We start from the raw sequence: 18,442 nt of genomic DNA on the forward strand, positions 1-18,442 counted from the left end.
ACTTCGACGCTCCGCGCATGATGCAAGAGATCTCCGTATGCTACCAGTAGCTAAAGAAAGTTTGACCTAAATTACTGTTTTAGATCATATAATTTTCTATTTTTGCTGCGGCGCAATGTGATTTTGTGCAAAATCTTGCATAGCGAATATGAGGGGATTGCAGTATCCTGCACTAATGAAGCATTTGCCGTTAAAAGCCAAAATCGCCGCGCCGATCGCAATCCTGCTGCTGATGGCAGGACTATGGGGATTGGCGACGTTCTGGATGGAGAAGGACGCGCTTGCGCGGCTAGGGGCGAGTGCAGAGCTTGTTGCCCGTCAGCAAACCCGGTTCATGGATAGCGAACTCGCCAAATATCGGCTGCTTCCCGTGGCGCTCGGGGAGTACAGCGACCTGGAAGATGCGTTGGCCAGCGGATCGCCTGCGGTAGCCTCGCGTCTTAACGAAAAGCTTGCATTCCTGGCCTCGCAGACCGGTGCGCCCGTCATTTACATCATCGACGGCAATGGGCGGGTCATTTCCGCCTCGAACGCCGATACCCCGGAGAGCTTCGTCGGCCGTAACTACGGGTTTCGTCCCTATTTTACCGATGCGTTGTCCAGCGGCTCCGCAGAATATTATGCCGTCGGCGATCTCAGCGGGCGCCCGGGTTTGTTTCTTTCGCGGCGGGTCGGCAACGCAAAGGGCGTACTCGGGGTGGTGGTCGTCAAGTATGAGTTTCAGGCACTGCTGCATGTCTGGGCCGAGGATCCGGGTCAGACCTTCGTGATAGATCCGCGCGGCATTGTCCTTGCCTCGACCGATCCGGGAGAGGAGCTGCGGACATTCCGGCCGATTTCTGCCGTGGATCGTGCGCAGATTGCCAAAAGCGGTCAGTTCAGCAACGTGCCGCTGGAGCCTAGCCGCCACAGCTTCGAAGCGGACGGCATGATGCGTGACCCATCAGGCGCCTTGTTGATGCCGGTTGACGAGCCGATCGCCGAGACAAAACTGAGGCTGATCCATGTGGTGAAGGCCGCGCCAGCGTTGCGCGGCGCGCGCGATCTTGCTTGGCTGACCTCCATTGCCGCGACCATTGTTCTGGTTGCCATCGCCGTCACGATCTACTGGCGCATGACGCGCGCGGCGCGGATCGCCGCGGACCGGGCGGCGCTTGAAGCCGCCGTCACCACGCGCACAGCCGAACTGAGCTCGGAGATGGCGGAACGCGAACGCGCGGACCGCCGCTTTCGCGAAGCGCGGGAAGAGCTCGCACAGGCAAACCGGCTGGCCTCTCTTGGTTCGATCACTGCCGGCCTGATCCATGAGATCAATCAGCCGGTGGCCACCATCCGTACGCTCGCCGAAAACGCGCAGCATCATCTAGCAAACGCCCGCATGGATCGTGTTGCCGCCAATCTGGCCACAACGGTTGAACTGACGGCCAGGATCGGCGCGATCACGCAGGAAATGCGGCGTTTCGCGCGACGCGGGAAGGGAGAGACCGGCCGGGTGCCCCTCGATGGGATGATAGAGGGCGCGTTGCTTCTGATCGGCGATCGCTTCCGCAATGCGCAGGTGCGGCTTGATCTGCCGGAGCCCGGCCAGCCGGACGTGCTTGCCAATAGGGTTCAGCTGGAGCAGGTGCTCGTCAACCTGCTGCAGAATGCACTGGACGCAGTGGCGGGCCGTCCCGATCCACGCGTTGTCCTGAGCATTGACGGAGATGAGACGTCGGCCATGCTCGTCGTTGCCGACAACGGCCCCGGTATCGATCCCGAGTTGGGTGAAAAGATCTTCAGCCCGTTCGTGACCAGCAAACCCGACGGTTTGGGTCTTGGGCTCGGCATCGCGCGCGACATCGTTGCCGAACTGGGCGGCACGCTGAAAATCATGCCGTCGTCCCTCGGGGGCGCGGCTTTTGTTGTCAAGGTAAGACGAGCATGACACAGGTCGAAACGTTACGCGTAATGCTTGTCGATGACGATGATGCTTTTCGTGTCGCGCTGGCGGATTCGTTTGCAATCGCCGGGCTGGATATCGAAACTTATAGTGACGGGCACTCCGCGTTGGCGAGCCTGAACGCCGACTTTCCGGGCGTCCTCGTCACCGATATCCGCATGCCTCGCGTGGATGGGCATGGCGTGCTGGATGCCGCTCTGGCCCGCGATCCGGAACTCCCTGTGATCCTGATGACGGGTCATGGCGATATCGCCATGGCAGTGGCTGCACTGAAGCAGGGCGCGTTCGATTTCATCGCAAAGCCATTTGCCACCGATCACATGATCGCCAGCGTGCGCCGCGCGCTCGAGATGCGGCGCCTGGTCCTGGAAAATCGTCGCCTGCGCCTGGCCGCCGCCGAGGCCGAAGAGAGCTTGCCGCTGCTCGGCGAGACACCCGTCATGGTTCGGCTGCGCGAGACCATCCGCCAGCTGGCGAGCGTCAACGTCGACGTGCTGATCGAAGGCGAGACCGGCACCGGCAAGGAGCTCGTCGCGCAGCTGCTGCATCGTTGGAGCGCACGTCGCGCCCGGCGCTTCGTGGCAGTGGACTGCGCGGCTCTGCCTGACGCCATCGCCGACGAGGCGCTGTTCGGCAATCGGCTCCAGCGCGGGCGGATCGCCGATGCGGACCGCGGCACGCTTTTCCTGGACGAGATCGACAGCATGTCGTCCGCATTGCAGGGGAAACTGTTGCGGGTGGTCGAAGAGCGCGAATTGCCCTCGGTTTCGGGTGAGCCCCGCGCCGTCGATTTGCGGATCATTGCTGCCGCCAAGGATCATCTTGCCGGCGCCGTCGCCAACGGGCGCTTTCGTTCAGACCTTCTCTATCGGCTCGAGACGGTGCGGTTGCGAATTCCGCCCTTGCGCGAACGGCGGGCGGATGTCGGGCTGCTCTTTGCCTACTTCATCGGCGAGGCCGCCAAGCAATTCGGGCGGCCGCGCCCGGTCATCAACGCCGCGATCGAAGCGCGGCTGATCTCGGACAACTGGACCGGCAACGTTCGCGAGTTGCGAAACTTCGCGACGCAGACCGTGCTCGGTCTCGGGCTTGCCAACGACGACGATGGCGACCGGCTTTCGCTATCCGAGCAGATGGATCGTTTCGAGATCGGTATCATTCAGGCGGCGCTCAACCGCGCTCAGGGGGATGTGGGCCAGGCCGCCGAAGCCCTCAAGCTGCCGCGGCGAAGCCTTTACGCCCGGCTGCAGCGCCATGGCATCGACGGGGCGGCCTTCAGGAGCCGTGGCTGACATGGCGGGTGACAGGACAACATCGTCCGCACTTCAGCTCTTGACCGAGCCGGCCGTCATGCCGGCCAGGAAGTAGCGCTGGGCGACCAGGTAAAGCACCAGAAGCGGAAGAGATCCAAGCACGCTCATCGCCATCATCTCGTTCCATTCGAAGGCATGCTGGCCCATCAGAAGCTGGATTCCGATCGGGACGGTTCGAAGATTCATGGACTTCGTCAGCGTCAGGGCGAAGAGGAATTCGTTCCAGGCGAGCAGAAAGGTGTAGACGGCCGTGGCGACGATGCCGGGGATGGAAATGGGAACGATCACCCGCCAGAGGGCCGTCCAGCTCGAGCCACCGTCCACCAGCACGGCTTCGTCCAGTTCCTTCGGCAGAGTGTTGAGGTAGCCGGTCATCAACAGGATGGCATAGGGCAGGGTGAAGACCATGTAGGTCAGGATCAGCGCCAGGTAGGTGTCGAAGATCCTGAAGGCCACCACCATTCCGAAATAGGGAATGAGAAGGGTGATCGGCGGAACGGTCTGAGTGCTGATGATGAAGACATTCAGCGTATTCTTGAACCGGAACGAATAGCGGCTGAAGCCATAGGCGGCCAAAATGGCGATGAAGAGCGTCAGAAGGGTGACAACGCCGGCGACGAAGTAGCTGTTGATGAAAAGCCGCACCTTCACCGGGTCGTTGAAGATCGTTAGATAAGCCTCGATCGTGAAATTTTCCGGCAGCAACCTCGGTGGAAGGGCGAAGATTTCGGTGTTCGATTTCAGCGAACTGAAGAACATCCACACGATTGGAAAGGTGGCGAAGACCAGGCCGGCTGCCAGTCCGATATACGTCAGGATAGTCGGCAAGACCGAGTTTTTGAAGGAACGCTTTGCCATGGCCTTCACCTCTGCCGCTGATGCTTGATGTAGAAATAAGTGACGCTCATCGACATGATGAGAATGATGACCGCGCTCGCCGAAGCCAGCGAAAATTCATATTGGGAGAAGGCGAGCTTGTAGGTGAAGGTGCTCAGAACCTCGGTCGAATAGATCGGGCCGCCACCGGTTGTCATCCATACCAGCGGGAAGACCTGCATCGTCCAGATGAAATCGAGCAGCGCGATACTGATGATGATCGGCATTAGCTGCGGGATGGTGATGTGCCAGAATTTTTCAAAGCTGTTGGCGCCGTCGATACCCGCCGCTTCATAGAGTTCTTTTGGAATGCCCTGAAGACCGGCGAGAAGGCTGACCATATAGAGCGGATAACCGGCCCATATGTTCGCAAATGTCAGGGCGTGGAGTGCGGTGCTGGTCGAGGAAAACCACTCCACCTTGAAGTTCACGATATGGAGCGCCATCAGGATGCTGTTGACGACGCCGTTCGGGTCCAGCAGCAGGCGCCAGATGATGGCGATGATGACGGCGGTGAACAGCCACGGCAAAATATAGAGAACCCGCAGAATACTGCGGATGAGCGGATCGACCCGGTTCGTGTTCAGCAGGAGTGCGAAGGCGAGACCGATGATGAAGTGGAAGACCACGCTCATGACTGTGAAATACAGCGTCTGAACGACCGACTGCCAGAAAACCGGATCATCGAAGATGGTCAGGTAGTTCTGCAACCCGACAAAGGCGGCGTTCTTCTTCATGATGGCGCCATCCATCAAGGAATAGCGGAAGACCATCATCATTGGAAACAGCATGAGCAGAACGAGAAGAAGCGTTGCTGGCGAGACGTAGAGATACGGCACCAGGCGCCGCAGCGCCTTGTAGCGAAACTTCCTTTTCCTGCGCACTTTTGGTTGCGCAGCGACCAGAGCCAGGACGGGACGGTTCATGAGGTGTGACTTTCCACTCTACAGAAAATGACAACGACCCGCTTGGCGACGCGGATCGCGCCGCCAAGCATTCGTCAATGCGCCGTAGCTTAGAATTTGGCGAGCCATGCCTTCTGCGTATTGGCTGCGGCTTCCTTGGCCGTCTGCCCGCCGTCGAGCTCCTTCTGGATCTGGATATTCATGTCACGCATCAGTTCCTCGGCGACGGGAAGGCCGACGAACTCGTTGGCCGGATAACCGCTCTGGAAGATCTTGAAGGCTTCCGCGAAAATAGGATCGGAGGCCACGAAGTCAGGCTTTGCCTTGACGTTGCCGGGAAAGGCATTGGCGATCGAGACGAGACGACCGTTCACATCGGGGCTCATCAGATATTCGACCAGCTTCCAGGCCTCTTCCTTGTGCTGGCTGGAATCGCTGATGCCTATTCCCCAGGACGCATAGGGAAGGCCGCGCTTCCCGGTATAACCGTCAGTAGCCGGCATTGCGGAAATGCCGAAGTTCAGCTTCGGATTACGCTGTCGGATCAGGTTCACATGCGCCAGGGAGTCGATCATCATGCCGACGCGGCCATTGACGAACTCCTCGACCTTGTCCTGCTCCTTCTTGGCGAAGATGCCCGGTGAAATGACGCCATCCTTGTGCAGCGCCTCGATATATTCGAGCGTGCCGACGACAGCCGGATTTTCCAGATCGGGCTTGCCATCCTTGAGCATCGATGCACCCGAAGCCCAGACCCACGACATGACGTCGTTCTGTACGCCGCTCGGCGACTGCAGTGATAGCGGCAATACCCAGCCATACTCGTTCTTGGCGGGGTCGGTCATCTTCTTCGCAGCGGCCGCAAATTCGGAGCGGGTGGTCGGCATCGTGTCGACGCCGGCGGCTTTGGCCAGATCCAGATTGACGAAGACCGGGTAGACGAAGGACGCCAGCGGGAACATCACGCTCTTGCCGTCGACCTTGATGATGTCGGCGATCTGGCTCTTGTCGTAGTTCGCTTTTGTCATCAGTTCGTCCATCGATGCGATGGCACCCTGCTTGGCAAGGCCGTTGACCCACGCCCCATCGAGGCCAACCACGTCGCTCAGGGTTCCCGAAGCCGCGCCGACAACGATCTGATCGTGTGTGGTGGCATAGGGGCCGCTGACAAGCGTGACCTTGATACCGGGGTTCTTGGCCTCGAAATCGTCCATGATGTGACGCAAGGCGCCCGCCGGCATTTCGGGCTCCCACCACTGGATGAACTCGATGGTGGTGTCGGCAAATGCCGCTGTGGCACAGAGCGCCCACGCGGCTGCGGCGACCCTCAGCGTCTTGCTAAATTTTCTGATATTCATGTTTCCCTCCCTTTGAACTTTTTGTCGATCGATCCTCCCACAGATCGCAGCCAAGGTAGGTTCTTGAGGCACCTGGCTGTCAATTAAGAACTGCAATCGGCAACAGGCGCGGATATCGAGTCAAAAACGGCCTCCTCACAAACCATTGATAAAAAACGATAAAATAGAACTCCGTCGCCCAGATTTTTCTGCCTCGTTTACGCTGTTTGCGAGGTGCTTTCCTCAATTTTCGTAAACAAATGAAAGTTTAAACAATAAATCGAAATTCAATCTATCGCGCCTGGCGGGAGATGATCTTTCGCTATTCTATCAACGGATAAAGGATTATTGCGACGCAGCATCGAGAATACAGCGTCGCAAACAAGTTTTCGATTTTCGCAAGAAATGCGGCCGGGGATGGCGAGCGCCCGACAGTGGGATCGGGAGGCCGTCGGTAAAGCGGGAAACGCCGCTATCACAGCGCCATATGCGTCTGCGGATGAAAGAAGTGCAGCTTTGCCGGATCGATGGCCAGATCGATGCGTTTGCCCACCTCGACCGTACTGACGGCTTCGAATTTCGCGACGGCGTTGGCGGCACCGCTCAGGTCCGCGACGGTATCGGGGTCGCCGGAATCGACGCGCACCGCCTCGATGCTGAGGTGTACGATCAGTTCGGAACCAAGCTCCTCGATCGATTTGACAAGCGCCGGGATCGTCGGATGAGCCGCACCCGAAGGCATGCCTTTGTCATGGAGATCTTCCGGCCGGATGCCGAAGACGACGGTCTTTCCTTCGAAGGAGGAAAGGCTGGAAGCGCGCTCGAAGGCGTTCGCGGGCAAGGGGATGGAGAACGTCGCCATCTGGATTTGGTTGCCCTGCAGTCGCCCCTCGAAAAGGTTCATGGATGGCGAGCCAATGAAACCGGCGACGAAGGCATTGACCGGACGGTGGTAAAGCGCCTTCGGCGTATCCACCTGCTGCAAAACGCCGCCTTTCAGGACCGCGACGCGATCGCCCATCGTCAGGGCCTCGGTCTGATCATGGGTGACGTAGATCGTCGTCACGCCCAGCTGCCGTTGGAGGCTGACGATTTCCGCCCGCATCTGCACGCGAAGCTTCGCATCAAGGTTCGAGAGCGGCTCGTCCATCAGGAAGGCCGCGGGCTCACGCACCATTGCGCGTCCCATCGCCACGCGCTGGCGCTGACCGCCGGAGAGCTGGGCGGGCTTGCTGCCCAGCAAACTCTCCAGCTGGAGGATCTTGGCGACTTCGTGAACGCGCTTGGTGCGCTCTGCCTTGCTCTTGCGCGCCAGCTTCATCGAGAAGGCGATGTTATCGAAGACGGTCATGTGCGGATAGAGCGCGTAGCTCTGAAAGACCATGGCGATATCTCGGTCCTTGGGCGAGAGATCGACGACATCTTGCCCACCGATACTCAGCGCTCCGCTGCTGATCTCCTCAAGCCCGGCGATCATGCGCAGCGCCGTCGATTTTCCGCAGCCTGAAGGGCCAACCAAAATCAGGAACTCGCCATCATGGACCGTCAAGCTCAAATCCTTGATCGCATGGAAGTTATTTCCAAAGGTCTTGTAGATTTTGTCCAATACAACCGTAGCCACGCCATTTCCTCCCAGGTTTTATGCTCGACCGCATCTAGCGACGGCCCTAGTTCACCACCTTCCAATCCTCTTTTTCTGCGGGATTGCGACCGGCGGGCATTGCAATGCTATTGGCACGGGCATCGACTGCGCCCAATCATGCAGACGCAGATGGCACTCGGACGTCGAAGACACGAGGGACGGGCGCATTTTCACCCGTCATCCAGGCCTGGCACGTCCGGCTATCGGGCAATCCCCTGCGCCCACCATGTGCCGTTACCGAAATGGCGGCAGCAGCCGTGGCGTAGACCACGCAATCGAGAGGCACCTTCCCTTCCGCCAGGGAGAAAGCATAGGCACCATGAAAACAGTCGCCTGCGCCGGTCGTATCGACCGCCTGCACCGCATAGGTCGGAACGTGCCAGAGGTTGGCATCATTCTTCTGCCGGACGTAAGAACCGCAATCGCCGTCGGTGAGCACGACCGCAGAGCGCTCAGCGGACCAGAGCTTTTCGAGGATCGCGGCAGGATTGCTCTCGCCCGTATGGGACTTGGCGAAGGAGATCGGCAACACCAGATGATCGGCCAGGGCCACGATCCGGTCGGTCGCCGGACCGGCAGTCCATTCGATATCGGCGACAACGGAGAGGCCAAGCGAGCGCGCACGCGCAACCACTGACTGCGAGTGTACGGAATAGCCGTCGATCAGGAGTACCGGCGCCTGCGTCAGCACATCATCCGGCAGTGCTTCCGAAGTGCCATGCAGCACATCGTCGTCGTAGGCAATGAACCGGTCGCCGTCGGGGCCGACCGTGATCACCGATCGGATCGGCTGAGCGGAGGGATGGCGCGGTGCCAGGGATATGTCCACGCCATCCCGTTCAAGCTCTTTGCCGCCGACATCGGTTGACGGCTGATCGTTCAGCCAGCCGATGAATGCGGCGCGTCCGCCGAGCCGGGCAACGGCCACCAGGGCCGTCGCCACGTTGCCGCCATGCTCGGTGGCACGCTTCGTCACTTTCCCCTTGCCGGCCGTCAGCTCCCGGTCGACATAGATAATGTCGTCGATTGCTAGAGCGCCGAAGCCCAGAACATGGAAAGGGTGGGGCATGTCTCACGCACCGGCAGCGGTCAGCGCCTCTTCCGGTGTCATTCCATCATGGATGACGAGCCTGAAGGCCCGCGCGGCCTTGGTGGTGTCGCCGTGACCCCAGAGATTGCGGCCAACCACGGCACCTTTGGCGCCGGCCCGCAGGGCGTCGGACGTCTGCTTCAGGGCGCCCAGCAGTGTATCCGTCTTCGGGCCGCCGGCGATGACGACGGGGACCGGGCAGGTCGCCACTGTTTCGCGGAAGCTGTCGAAATCGCCGGTGTAGCCGACCTTGATGACATCAACGCCGGTTTCGTAGCCGATGCGCACCGCATAGGCGATTTCATCCGGCGTGAAGACGATCTTACCGCCATTGGCGAAGTCGCGCGGATAGACATGGGCGACAACGGGCATTTCGAAACGGGCGGCGGCATTCACGGTATCGGTCAGCCAGCGGATATATTCGCCCTCGGTATCGCCGCGCACCGGAATGGCGACTGCCAGGGCATCGGCGCCGTAACGCACCGCGTCCTCAGGCGTTGCGATGAGCTGGCGAATGCGGTCGTCAGCGGTGAAGCAGCCGGCCTGGATGACCAGTGCCGCCTTGCCAGCATATTCCGACCACAGATGACGCGCCGCGCCCGGCTGAATGCTGATGTAGTCGGGGCGGCCGCTCATGACGCGCCTCAGCGCACCCGGTAGGTCGGCAAGCCCACCTTCACGCACGTTGCCATAGCCGACGAAATGATCGACCGCGCCTCCGAAAAGATTGCCTGACGGATTTGAGAACAGACGGGAGAGGCGAATTTTTGTTCCGAGACCCATTTCGAAAAATCCCTTTACGGTTGCGGTTGCTGATGTTGCGTGGACCCTAACTCGAAAATAAAACAATGTTCAATATTTCGATTTCTTTCGTTTTGATCCAATTCTGGATTTTTTGCCACTCTATCACCTGGTAGTATCGACTTTTTGCTTTTTGGAAGTCAGATAGTGCGATAGGTAGTCTTTCGGTTTTCGAAAGAGTAGACCGATCATCGGCAAAGGCAGTTTTGGGGTCGCATATGCTTGCAGAACAACGACGGCATCAGATCTTGTTGGAGCTTCAGCGGGTCGGTCAGGCGCGTACCAGTCAACTCGCGGAGTTTTTCGAGGTTTCGGAAGTGACGATCCGGTCCGATCTCGAAATCATGGACGCCAAGAAGCAGTTGATCAAAACCCATGGAGGGGCGATCGCTCTTCCCGCCGATTCCCCGGCTGCCGCTTTCGAAGAACGCATGCAGCGCAATTTCGACGCCAAGCGGCGGATTGCCCAGTTGGCGGCGCGTCAGATCATCGATAACCAATCGATCGTCTTCGACAGCGGCTCCACCCTGTTGCAGGTGGCCATGCAGATGCCGCCAGTCTCCAACGTGGTGGTGGCGACGACCGCCATGAACATCGCGCAGCATCTGATGTACCGGCCCGGACTTGATGTGCACATGATCGGCGGCCGGGTCTTTCCGAGCACCGTCAGCACGATCGTCTCGGATTCCGACAAGGCGCTCGGCGGCCTCGTCGCGCATCAGGCCTTCGTCAGCGCCCACGCGATCGACCAGTCCTTCGACGTCGTCGATGTTTCGGAGGATATTGCCCGCACCAAGCGCAATCTGGTTCGCATGGCCCGCCGCGTGGTTCTCGTGGCGGATTCCAGCAAATGGGATATCGGGGCCTCATCCAAGGCCTTTTCCGTATCGCGGGTCGATCTGATCATCACGGACAGCAACATGCCGCACAGCATCCGTAATCGCGTGGAAAAACTAGGCGTGGAAGTCCGCTACGCATGAGCGGCGAATGATCTGCGAGAAGACCTTTCTTCATCTTTGATGGGAAAAGGTGATGCCAGCCGCCGGCCTTTTCCACGAGGCAATACCGGCCACGCAATCCCAGGCGTACATATGGAGCGAACCGTCGTCGCCGAGACGGCCGGCGTCGGCATAGCTATTCGGATTGAGCGCAATAGCATGTATCTGCTTGTCTGAAGTCGCTGCAATCCGCCACGTTCCTTGTGATGGCTGCTCGTAGCTGATGCTCTGGTCTGAAATGGGGTGATCTTGAAGCCGACATTTTTAAAGGCGATTAGGGCTGACTTCCTGTGCGTCAGTCTTGGTGCATAGTCGCTTTCGAGCACGTATAACGCCAATGCGGGTCGCGCCTTATATGTCGCCATCCTGATCAATGTCGAGCTCATGGATGCTTAGATTATCGAATAGGCATATTGCAATGTATAGTATTTAGAATAGGTCGCTCCATTAAGTACCAAGTCTCGAACAAAGCCACCCTGACCTGCGCGGGCGCAGTGAAGCATAGAGTTGGCGTGATTTGGCATTGTCCTGAGAAGAATCTGTGTTTCATTCTCGATTAATTTTATATTAGGAATATCATAACGGATATATATTGATCACACAGGAGTACTAATGGTCGAGTTCAACTTCACTGAGCCTCCAGCGGGTGATGCCGCTGCCGACATCTCGAGCGAGTGCCAGCGCCAATTGCTGCCTGTCGTCCAAGAGATGGTCGAGTCGGCGGTTGTAGCTGGATGGAATCAGAAGGATGTTCTTCTGGCGCTGGTGGATCTCGCATGGGATCTGTATGAGAAACGTCGCGGAGATCTGTAACAAATAGCGCCGTCCGGCATGTTCGCGATACGTCTCTTTGCGCTGTATTTATTGCAGAAATAACTACTATAAAGTGTGGTTGCGTGCAGTGGGGTCGACAGCTTGGCCACCAATATGATGAGCGACCAGAAATCGACCGATTCGCCCCAGAGGCCTCGGCGCTTATCGATGAAGAACGCTACTGTCGTTTGATTGCATCGGTTATTTCTTTCTTTCGCCTTGCGCACGATTCCTCCTTCACAACTGAATGTTTTGCCCTATTTGCAATTCGCGCGATACGCCGACTTTGCGGGCGGCGTTGCGTAAACAGGGTTGGGAAAACAAGGGATTTCAATCTTTGATTGAGATTCTACCTGTTTGTTCGTGCATGCAGTATTTCGTTCGGCGGGGCGGTACAGAATGAATGATTCGGAAGTGGCTCGGGAACGAGGCGGCTACCGCGCCGTCGATCCCGGGCGGACAGATCGATATGTCTTCGATATAATTCCTCAAAGCGCTGGCCCGAGAAAGGCCACCGCGCGCGGAAGCGTGATACACTCCATCCGCAGTCCTGGGTCGCAGACGTTCCTGGCCAGGGAGCATGCCGTTGGAATTGTGTTGAACCCCACACAGAAGTTGAGAGCCTCGCTCGGCAGCGACAGGATCACGGAATATGATGCACCGGTTGGCTGCATCGCCGTTAATCCCGCCGGCGTGGACAGTAGTCTTGCCTGGACGGAAACCAGAAAAAATCTCGTCGTAGCGATACCTCCGGAAACGTTGTCCGAATTGGCTCTTCAGGAGCTCGATCTCGCCAACGTGGAGCTTCAGCCGCCCGCTTTCGGCACCGTCGACCTCCGCGCCCTCGATATGGCCCGGAGGATTTCCGTCGAGTTAACTGGGAAGGCAACTCCGAATGAACTCTATCTCGATTCGTTGGTTACCCTATTCGGTGTTCATCTGCTTCGTACCTACGCAAGCCCCATGAAACAGCTCCCATTGCCCAAGGGTGGGCTCTCCGCGAAAAGCGCTCGACGCGTGGAAGAGTACCTTCGCGAGCATTTTACCCAAAAGGTACATGTCGCCGAGCTCGCGGCGGTCGCCGGTATTTCACCGAACCATTTCATCTTGCGGTTCGCCAGGACATTCGGCATGCCACCGCATCGTTATCTCATCAACCTGCGCCTGGACTTCGCCGAAAAGCTGCTGATCGACGGCGAGATCGCGATTGCCGAAATCGCCTATATGACCGGATTTGCGGATCAAAGCCATTTGGCCACCACGATGAAGAGATACAGGGGAAAGACGCCGACAGAGCTGCGATTTATGGGATAATCGTCACGAGCTTCAGCGCTAGAGCCTCGAACAGATCCGGCCAAGGGCCGATTTTCCAGACTTGTCGCCGAAAACGCCTGCCCAGGGAGGGCCACGCGTGACGGCAACGCTATTCCATCCGATTCGAGAGTTGAGGCTGGTGCTACCCTCGCCATATCATTGAAATATTAGCTGCCTGAAGTCAGTGTGGCAAAGCTGATACACTTGTCGCTGGCTAAGCAAAAAACCGTAATTTTCTAAAAATAGTCCGTAATTTTCTAAAATACCGCCGCCGCGAATGAAGCCATCCTCGTCACCGTAACCATTCGGTGCGCTATGGACACTCAATTCTCTGGTTTTGAAATCTTTGCTCCGAAAGTCGAGGTAGCTTGGACTGCCTTGCAACGGCAATACGCCAGCCGCCTCACCGGCGCGGAGTTTGATCATCTATTTGCCTGCCTCGTCTTCGGATTAACCTCTCCGGCCTATGCCGAGCGGGAGCCGGCCCTTCATTTCGATATCTGCCGCGCGTTGGTGGCGATGAAACTTCCCCCCGATCGGGCGGATGCAGCATTGCATGCGGTTCCGGAACCGACGGAGTCATGGGTCTTGAGCGCGCGTGAGCAGATAGAAAGCCAAGCCGTCAGGATGGGGCACACGCTTCTGGAACTACATAATTTCAACGACGACACAGCCGCCGAAGCGGACACAAGCGCGCTCGGTCGTTCAGACAACAGCGAGGAGAAAGCAGCATGATGAAGTGCGTTGGGGAACGTCTGCAGTCTAAGTCTCATGCCGGTTTTGTCGGAAATTGGATTTCGGGGAGAAGCGACAGTCGTTCGCTTCGTCGGCGGCTGATGGCGGTATTGCGCCTGGCGCACCGCACGCTTGGCACGAAGCGTAAGGGGTTGGGGCTCGGGTCGCTGGGATTCGGCGGGGCGGTGGCGCTGGGTGCGATCGCATTCGGCGGCATCGCCAGCCCGGCGATGGCGCAGTATGCTGCGGGCGGCGGCACGGCGTCCGCTGGCAACGCCGTCGCCATCGGTAACGGTGCCCAAGCGAATGGCACGAACAGCGTAGCGTTGGGCACCTCTAACAGTGCAACGGGCGCTGCTTCGATCGCCATCGGCTATTCGATGGGTGTCAATGGCCTCAATGCCATAGGCATTGGTGTTTTCGCGGGCGCGACCGGCACCAACGCTCTCGCCATCGGCGGGAACGCCCAGGCCACTGGAGACGCAGCAAGCTCAATTGGCGTCAACTCGGTCGCAGCCGCAGGTGCGTCCGCCTTTGGCTTGAACGCGCGTGCCGACGGAACAGAGTCGACAGCGATCGGCTATGTTACCCGGGCGACCGGGCTGCGCGCCACCGCGCTCGGGTTTGGGGCGACAGCGTCCGGGCTGGATTCGATTGCCCAAGGTAATAGCGCTACCGCAAGCAACCAGAATGCCATCGCCATCGGTTTCCAGGCGACCTCGACCGCGATCAACTCCATCAATCTTGGCAACCGAACTGTTGCGGGAATGGGCGCCCTTCAAGAGAGCGCCATCGCCATCGGCACGGACGTATTGGCCTCTCAAGTCGATGCCACCGCGATCGGCCGCCAAAGCCAGGCGACGGGCACGGGCGCCATTGCCATCGGAAAGTCAGCAGCCGCATCGGGCGTTAACTCGCTCGCCGCCGGCCCCAGCACGGTAGCGTCGGGAGCCTTTGGTGTTGCCTTAGGCAATCAGGCACAGACGCTTGCTGCCGGTGGTGCTGTGGCGATAGGATCGGGCGCAATCGTTGCCAACACCGCGACCTCCGGCGTCGCTCTCGGCAACAATGCAAATGCCGGCGGTGTTCTATCGGTTGCCACGGGCGCCGGTGCCAACGCCAGTGGCGACAATTCCACTGCCACTGGACGCCAAGCTGTCGCCAGCGGAACAAACGCCTCTTCGTATGGATCTGGGACGCAGGCGACAGGAGACAATTCTCTCGCTGCCGGCGTTAGCGCCAACGCCAGCGGGGCCGGCAGCACCGCACTCGGCATCGGCACCGTAGCCAGTGCCGAATCGGCGATCGCCGTGGGCAACAACGCCAAGGCTGATTCTGCCGACGCCGTTGCCATCGGCACGACCGCGACCGCAACCGGTGGCAAGGCTGTCGCGATCGGCGCGGGCAACACCGCCTACGGCGACGGTGCGGTCGCCATCGGCGATCCGAGCTATGCCAGCGGCACCGGCGCCTTCACCGGCGGCGCCAACAATATCGCCAATAGCGATGGCACGGCGACTGCCACCGCCGCCAACCAGGCGAGCGGCGCGGTTGCTATCGGTAACAACAACAAGGCGATCGGCCAGGGTTCCGTGGCGCTCGGTAACGGTTCCACCGCAGGGACAAGTGGTTTCGTCGGCAATGTGGCCTTGGGTAATGGTGCAACGGCGACGGCGAGTTCCGGCGACGTGGCGCTGGGTTCCGGCTCGACAACCGTGACAGCCGTAGGGACGCCGAGCGCTGTTATCGGTGGCACCACCTACAATTTTGCCGGCACCACTCCGACCTCGACGGTGAGCGTCGGTGCGGCGGGTGCCGAGCGCACCATTACGAATGTCGCGGCAGGTCGGCTTAACAATGGTTCGACGGATGCCGTCAACGGCTCGCAGCTCTTTGCGACCAACCAGCAGGTCACCCAGAACACCACCGACATCGCCAACATCAGCGCTGGCGCTGGCATCAAGTATTTCCATGCCAACTCGACGCTGGTGGACTCGTCGGCAACGGGGACGGATTCGATCGCGATCGGACCCGTCGCAACCGCGGCCGGGGCGAGCGCCATCGCGGCCGGCACAAATGCGAGCGCCTCCGGCTCCGCCGCCTCGGCCATCGGCAACGGCGCGGTTGCATCTGGCCTCAACGGAACGGCGTTCGGCTACATATCCAAGGCCTCGGGCGACTACGGCACCGCCGTCGGACCGAATGCCAACGCAACAGGCTTGTCCAGCACCGCGATCGGCCAGAACGCGTTTGCTACCGACGCGCAAGCGACCGCACTCGGCAAACAAGCGAATGCCAGCGCCGCGGATGCGGTGGCGTTAGGCCCCAACGCCACCGCCAGCAATGCAGGCGCCGTGGCGCTCGGCTCGGGCAGTGTCACCGATGTCGCCGTCGGCACGGCGAGTGCCGTGGTCAACGGCACGACCTACAACTTCGCCGGCACGACGCCGGCCTCGACGGTCAGCATCGGTGCGGTCGGCGCCGAGCGTACCATCACCAACGTTGCGGCGGGGCGGATCAACGGGTCCTCGACGGATGCGATCAACGGCTCGCAGCTCTTTGCCACGAACCAGGCGGTCGACAGTCTCGGAAGCCAGGTCACGCAGAACACGACAGACATCAGCAATCTCGGCAATACGATCAGCAACATCGCCGGCGACACGTCGACGACCTATACCGACGCCAATGGTGATGGCATCCGGTATGTGCGGACCAATGACCGGACGCTTGCCGTCAGCGACTCCTCCGCTCAAGGTATCGGTTCTACCGCGGTCGGATATAACGCAACCGCGGTCGCCGACAGTTCGCTCGCGCTTGGAAGAGAAAGCCAGGCCACCATCGATGGCGGCGTAGCGCTTGGTTCCGGCTCGATCTCCGACCGTGCCCTGGCGCCGGCCACCGGCCAGATCGCGGCCGGTCCGACGAACTTCATTCAATACAATACGACCGATAAAACGTTGCTGGGCGCGGTATCGGTCGGCTCGGACACGTCTTACCGGCAAATCACCAATGTTGCCGACGGCACCAGCGCTCAGGATGCCGTCACGGTTCGCCAGCTGCAGGGCGCCATTGCGTCGGTTGCGGCGACGCCGAGCAAATACTTCCACGCCAACTCTGCCGCCGGCGATTCTCTTGCCGTTGGCGCCGAGTCGGTGGCAGTTGGCCCAACAACGGTGGTCAACGGCGACAATGGCATCGGTATCGGCAACGGTGCGATCGTCGATCAGGTTGCACCTGGCGGCACGGCCATCGGTCAGAATGCCCATGTCATGCTGGCGGACGGCGTTGCAATCGGCACGAACTCGACGGCGGCGGGCATCCAATCGGTGGCGCTCGGCGCGGGTGCGCAAAGCAACAACATCAATAGCGTTGCGCTTGGCGCGCAATCCATAACCTCTGTGGGGGCGCAGACGAACTATACTGGTTTTGCCCTTACGAGCCCGCAAACCTCGGTCGGCGAAGTGTCGATCGGCTCGGCCGGATCGGAACGCAAGCTGACCAATCTCGCGGCAGGGTCGGCGGACACCGATGCCGTCAATGTCAGCCAGCTTAAGGGTCTCGGCACCAACATTACCAGCCTGATCGGTGGCAACACGACGGTAAACCCGGATGGATCAATCACCGGTCCCACCTACAACATTCAGGGCAACAATTATTCGACGGTCTATGATGCCTTCGGCGCGGTCGACAACACGCTGACCAACATCACCAGTGGCGGCGGCATCAAGTATTTCCACGCCAACTCGACACTGGCGGATTCCGCAGCTTCGGGCGCCAACAGTGTTGCGATTGGTCCGGAAAGTGTTGCCAGCGGCACGGACAGCCTGGCTGCCGGTCATGGAGCCACGGCTGCTGGGCAGGGTGGCGTTGCTCTCGGTCAGGGCGCGCAGGCCAACAATGCCAATGATGTGGCATTGGGCTCCGGTTCCGTAACACAGGCGGCTGTTGGCACCTCCAGCACGGTCATTCAGGGCAAGACCTATGATTTTGCCGGCACCGCGCCCGTCGGAACCGTGAGTGTAGGCTCTCAGGGGGCGGAAAGGACCATTACGAACGTCGCCGCCGGCCGTATTTCCGCCGATAGCACCGACGCGATCAACGGATCGCAGCTCAACGCGACTAATTCGGCGATCAATGATCTGCAGACCGGCGTTGGGACCATCACCAAAAACGCCGTCACGTATGATCTCAATTCCGACGGCAGCAAGAAGAACAGCATCACCCTGCAGGGCGGCGACGTCAACGCGCCGGTGGTCATCTCCAATGTCGGCAAGGGTGTAGCCCCCACCGATGCCGTCAATGTCGCTCAATTGGGCGACAGTATCACCCAGGCCAACTCCTACACGGACACGGCTGTTGCCGGTGGCTTGACTGCGGCTAACAACTATACGGACCAGAAATTCGGTCAATTGAACCGGGAGATTGGCGACGTACGGTCGGAGGCGAGACAGGCGGCCGCAATCGGGCTTGCTGCGGCATCGCTTCGTTACGACGATCGCCCCGGCAAGCTCAGCGTGTCGGTCGGCGGTGGCCTGTGGCGGGGCGAGGGCGCTCTGGCCTTCGGCGCCGGCTACACCAGCGAAAACGGCCGGGTTCGCGGGAACTTGTCGGGTACGGCAGCCGGTGGGCAGGTGGGTATCGGCGCCGGTCTCAGCTTCACTCTGAATTGAGCCAGC

The 18,442-nt window shown here is 59.7% G+C and carries 13 protein-coding genes; 7 read left to right on the plus strand and 6 right to left on the minus strand.

The window, feature by feature from the left end; all coding sequences use genetic code 11:
• Window positions 1-175 precede the first annotated feature (175 nt).
• Together RRH01S_RS12895 and RRH01S_RS12900 are read left to right on the plus strand one after the other, a co-directional pair.
• Window positions 176-1,927, plus strand: coding sequence for a sensor histidine kinase (locus tag RRH01S_RS12895; protein ID WP_034516438.1), 1,752 nt, complete (start codon window positions 176-178; stop codon window positions 1,925-1,927).
• Window positions 1,924-3,234: a sigma-54-dependent transcriptional regulator gene (locus tag RRH01S_RS12900; RefSeq protein WP_012650341.1), complete on the plus strand. Its 1,311-nt coding sequence runs from the start codon at window positions 1,924-1,926 to the stop codon at window positions 3,232-3,234. The genes RRH01S_RS12895 and RRH01S_RS12900 overlap by 4 nt, the downstream gene beginning before the upstream one ends.
• A gap of 33 nt (window positions 3,235-3,267) precedes the next feature.
• On the opposite strand, the gene RRH01S_RS12905 is transcribed toward RRH01S_RS12900, so the two are convergent.
• The 6 genes from RRH01S_RS12905 to RRH01S_RS12930 all read right to left on the minus strand — a co-directional run bounded on the left by RRH01S_RS12905 (window position 3,268) and on the right by RRH01S_RS12930 (window position 9,888).
• Entirely contained in the window at window positions 3,268-4,113 is an 846-nt protein-coding gene (locus RRH01S_RS12905) for a carbohydrate ABC transporter permease (protein ID WP_034516436.1), read from the minus strand.
• Between the two features lie 5 nt (window positions 4,114-4,118).
• The gene (locus tag RRH01S_RS12910; protein WP_012650343.1) at window positions 4,119-5,057 is read right to left on the minus strand and encodes a carbohydrate ABC transporter permease; all 939 of its coding nucleotides are present in this window, start codon (window positions 5,055-5,057) and stop codon (window positions 4,119-4,121) included.
• Between the two features lie 89 nt (window positions 5,058-5,146).
• The gene (locus RRH01S_RS12915) at window positions 5,147-6,394 is read right to left on the minus strand and encodes an ABC transporter substrate-binding protein (protein WP_034516434.1); all 1,248 of its coding nucleotides are present in this window, start codon (window positions 6,392-6,394) and stop codon (window positions 5,147-5,149) included.
• Between the two features lie 454 nt (window positions 6,395-6,848).
• Complete coding sequence (locus RRH01S_RS12920) at window positions 6,849-7,994, minus strand: ABC transporter ATP-binding protein (protein WP_034516432.1); 1,146 nt, start codon at window positions 7,992-7,994, stop codon at window positions 6,849-6,851.
• 136 nt (window positions 7,995-8,130) lie between these two features.
• Window positions 8,131-9,084, minus strand: a complete 954-nt coding sequence (locus RRH01S_RS12925; RefSeq protein WP_034516431.1) for a PfkB family carbohydrate kinase — start codon at window positions 9,082-9,084, stop codon at window positions 8,131-8,133.
• A gap of 3 nt (window positions 9,085-9,087) precedes the next feature.
• A complete protein-coding gene (locus RRH01S_RS12930) occupies window positions 9,088-9,888 on the minus strand; it encodes a beta/alpha barrel domain-containing protein (RefSeq protein WP_034516430.1) in 801 nt (266 codons plus the stop codon).
• A gap of 236 nt (window positions 9,889-10,124) precedes the next feature.
• On the opposite strand from RRH01S_RS12930, the gene RRH01S_RS12935 reads away from it, so the two are divergent.
• The 5 genes from RRH01S_RS12935 (at window position 10,125) to RRH01S_RS12955 (ending at window position 18,436) form a co-directional block, all read left to right on the plus strand.
• Window positions 10,125-10,886 carry a DeoR/GlpR family DNA-binding transcription regulator gene (locus RRH01S_RS12935; protein WP_012650347.1) on the plus strand — a complete coding sequence of 254 codons (762 nt, stop codon included), beginning with the start codon at window positions 10,125-10,127 and terminating at the stop codon, window positions 10,884-10,886.
• A gap of 630 nt (window positions 10,887-11,516) precedes the next feature.
• Complete coding sequence (locus tag RRH01S_RS12940; RefSeq protein ID WP_007695975.1) at window positions 11,517-11,717, plus strand: hypothetical protein; 201 nt, start codon at window positions 11,517-11,519, stop codon at window positions 11,715-11,717.
• Window positions 11,718-12,311: 594 nt separating this feature from the next.
• Window positions 12,312-13,031: a helix-turn-helix domain-containing protein gene (locus RRH01S_RS12945; protein ID WP_229202713.1), complete on the plus strand. Its 720-nt coding sequence runs from the start codon at window positions 12,312-12,314 to the stop codon at window positions 13,029-13,031.
• A gap of 315 nt (window positions 13,032-13,346) precedes the next feature.
• Window positions 13,347-13,766, plus strand: coding sequence for a hypothetical protein (locus RRH01S_RS12950; protein WP_034516428.1), 420 nt, complete (start codon window positions 13,347-13,349; stop codon window positions 13,764-13,766).
• Complete coding sequence (locus tag RRH01S_RS12955) at window positions 13,763-18,436, plus strand: YadA-like family protein (RefSeq protein ID WP_034516427.1); 4,674 nt, start codon at window positions 13,763-13,765, stop codon at window positions 18,434-18,436. Before RRH01S_RS12950 ends, RRH01S_RS12955 begins: the two co-directional genes overlap by 4 nt.
• Window positions 18,437-18,442 lie beyond the last annotated feature (6 nt).

Origin of the sequence: Rhizobium rhizogenes NBRC 13257 (genome assembly GCF_000696095.1) — a bacterium.
GTDB lineage: Bacteria > Pseudomonadota > Alphaproteobacteria > Rhizobiales > Rhizobiaceae > Rhizobium > Rhizobium rhizogenes.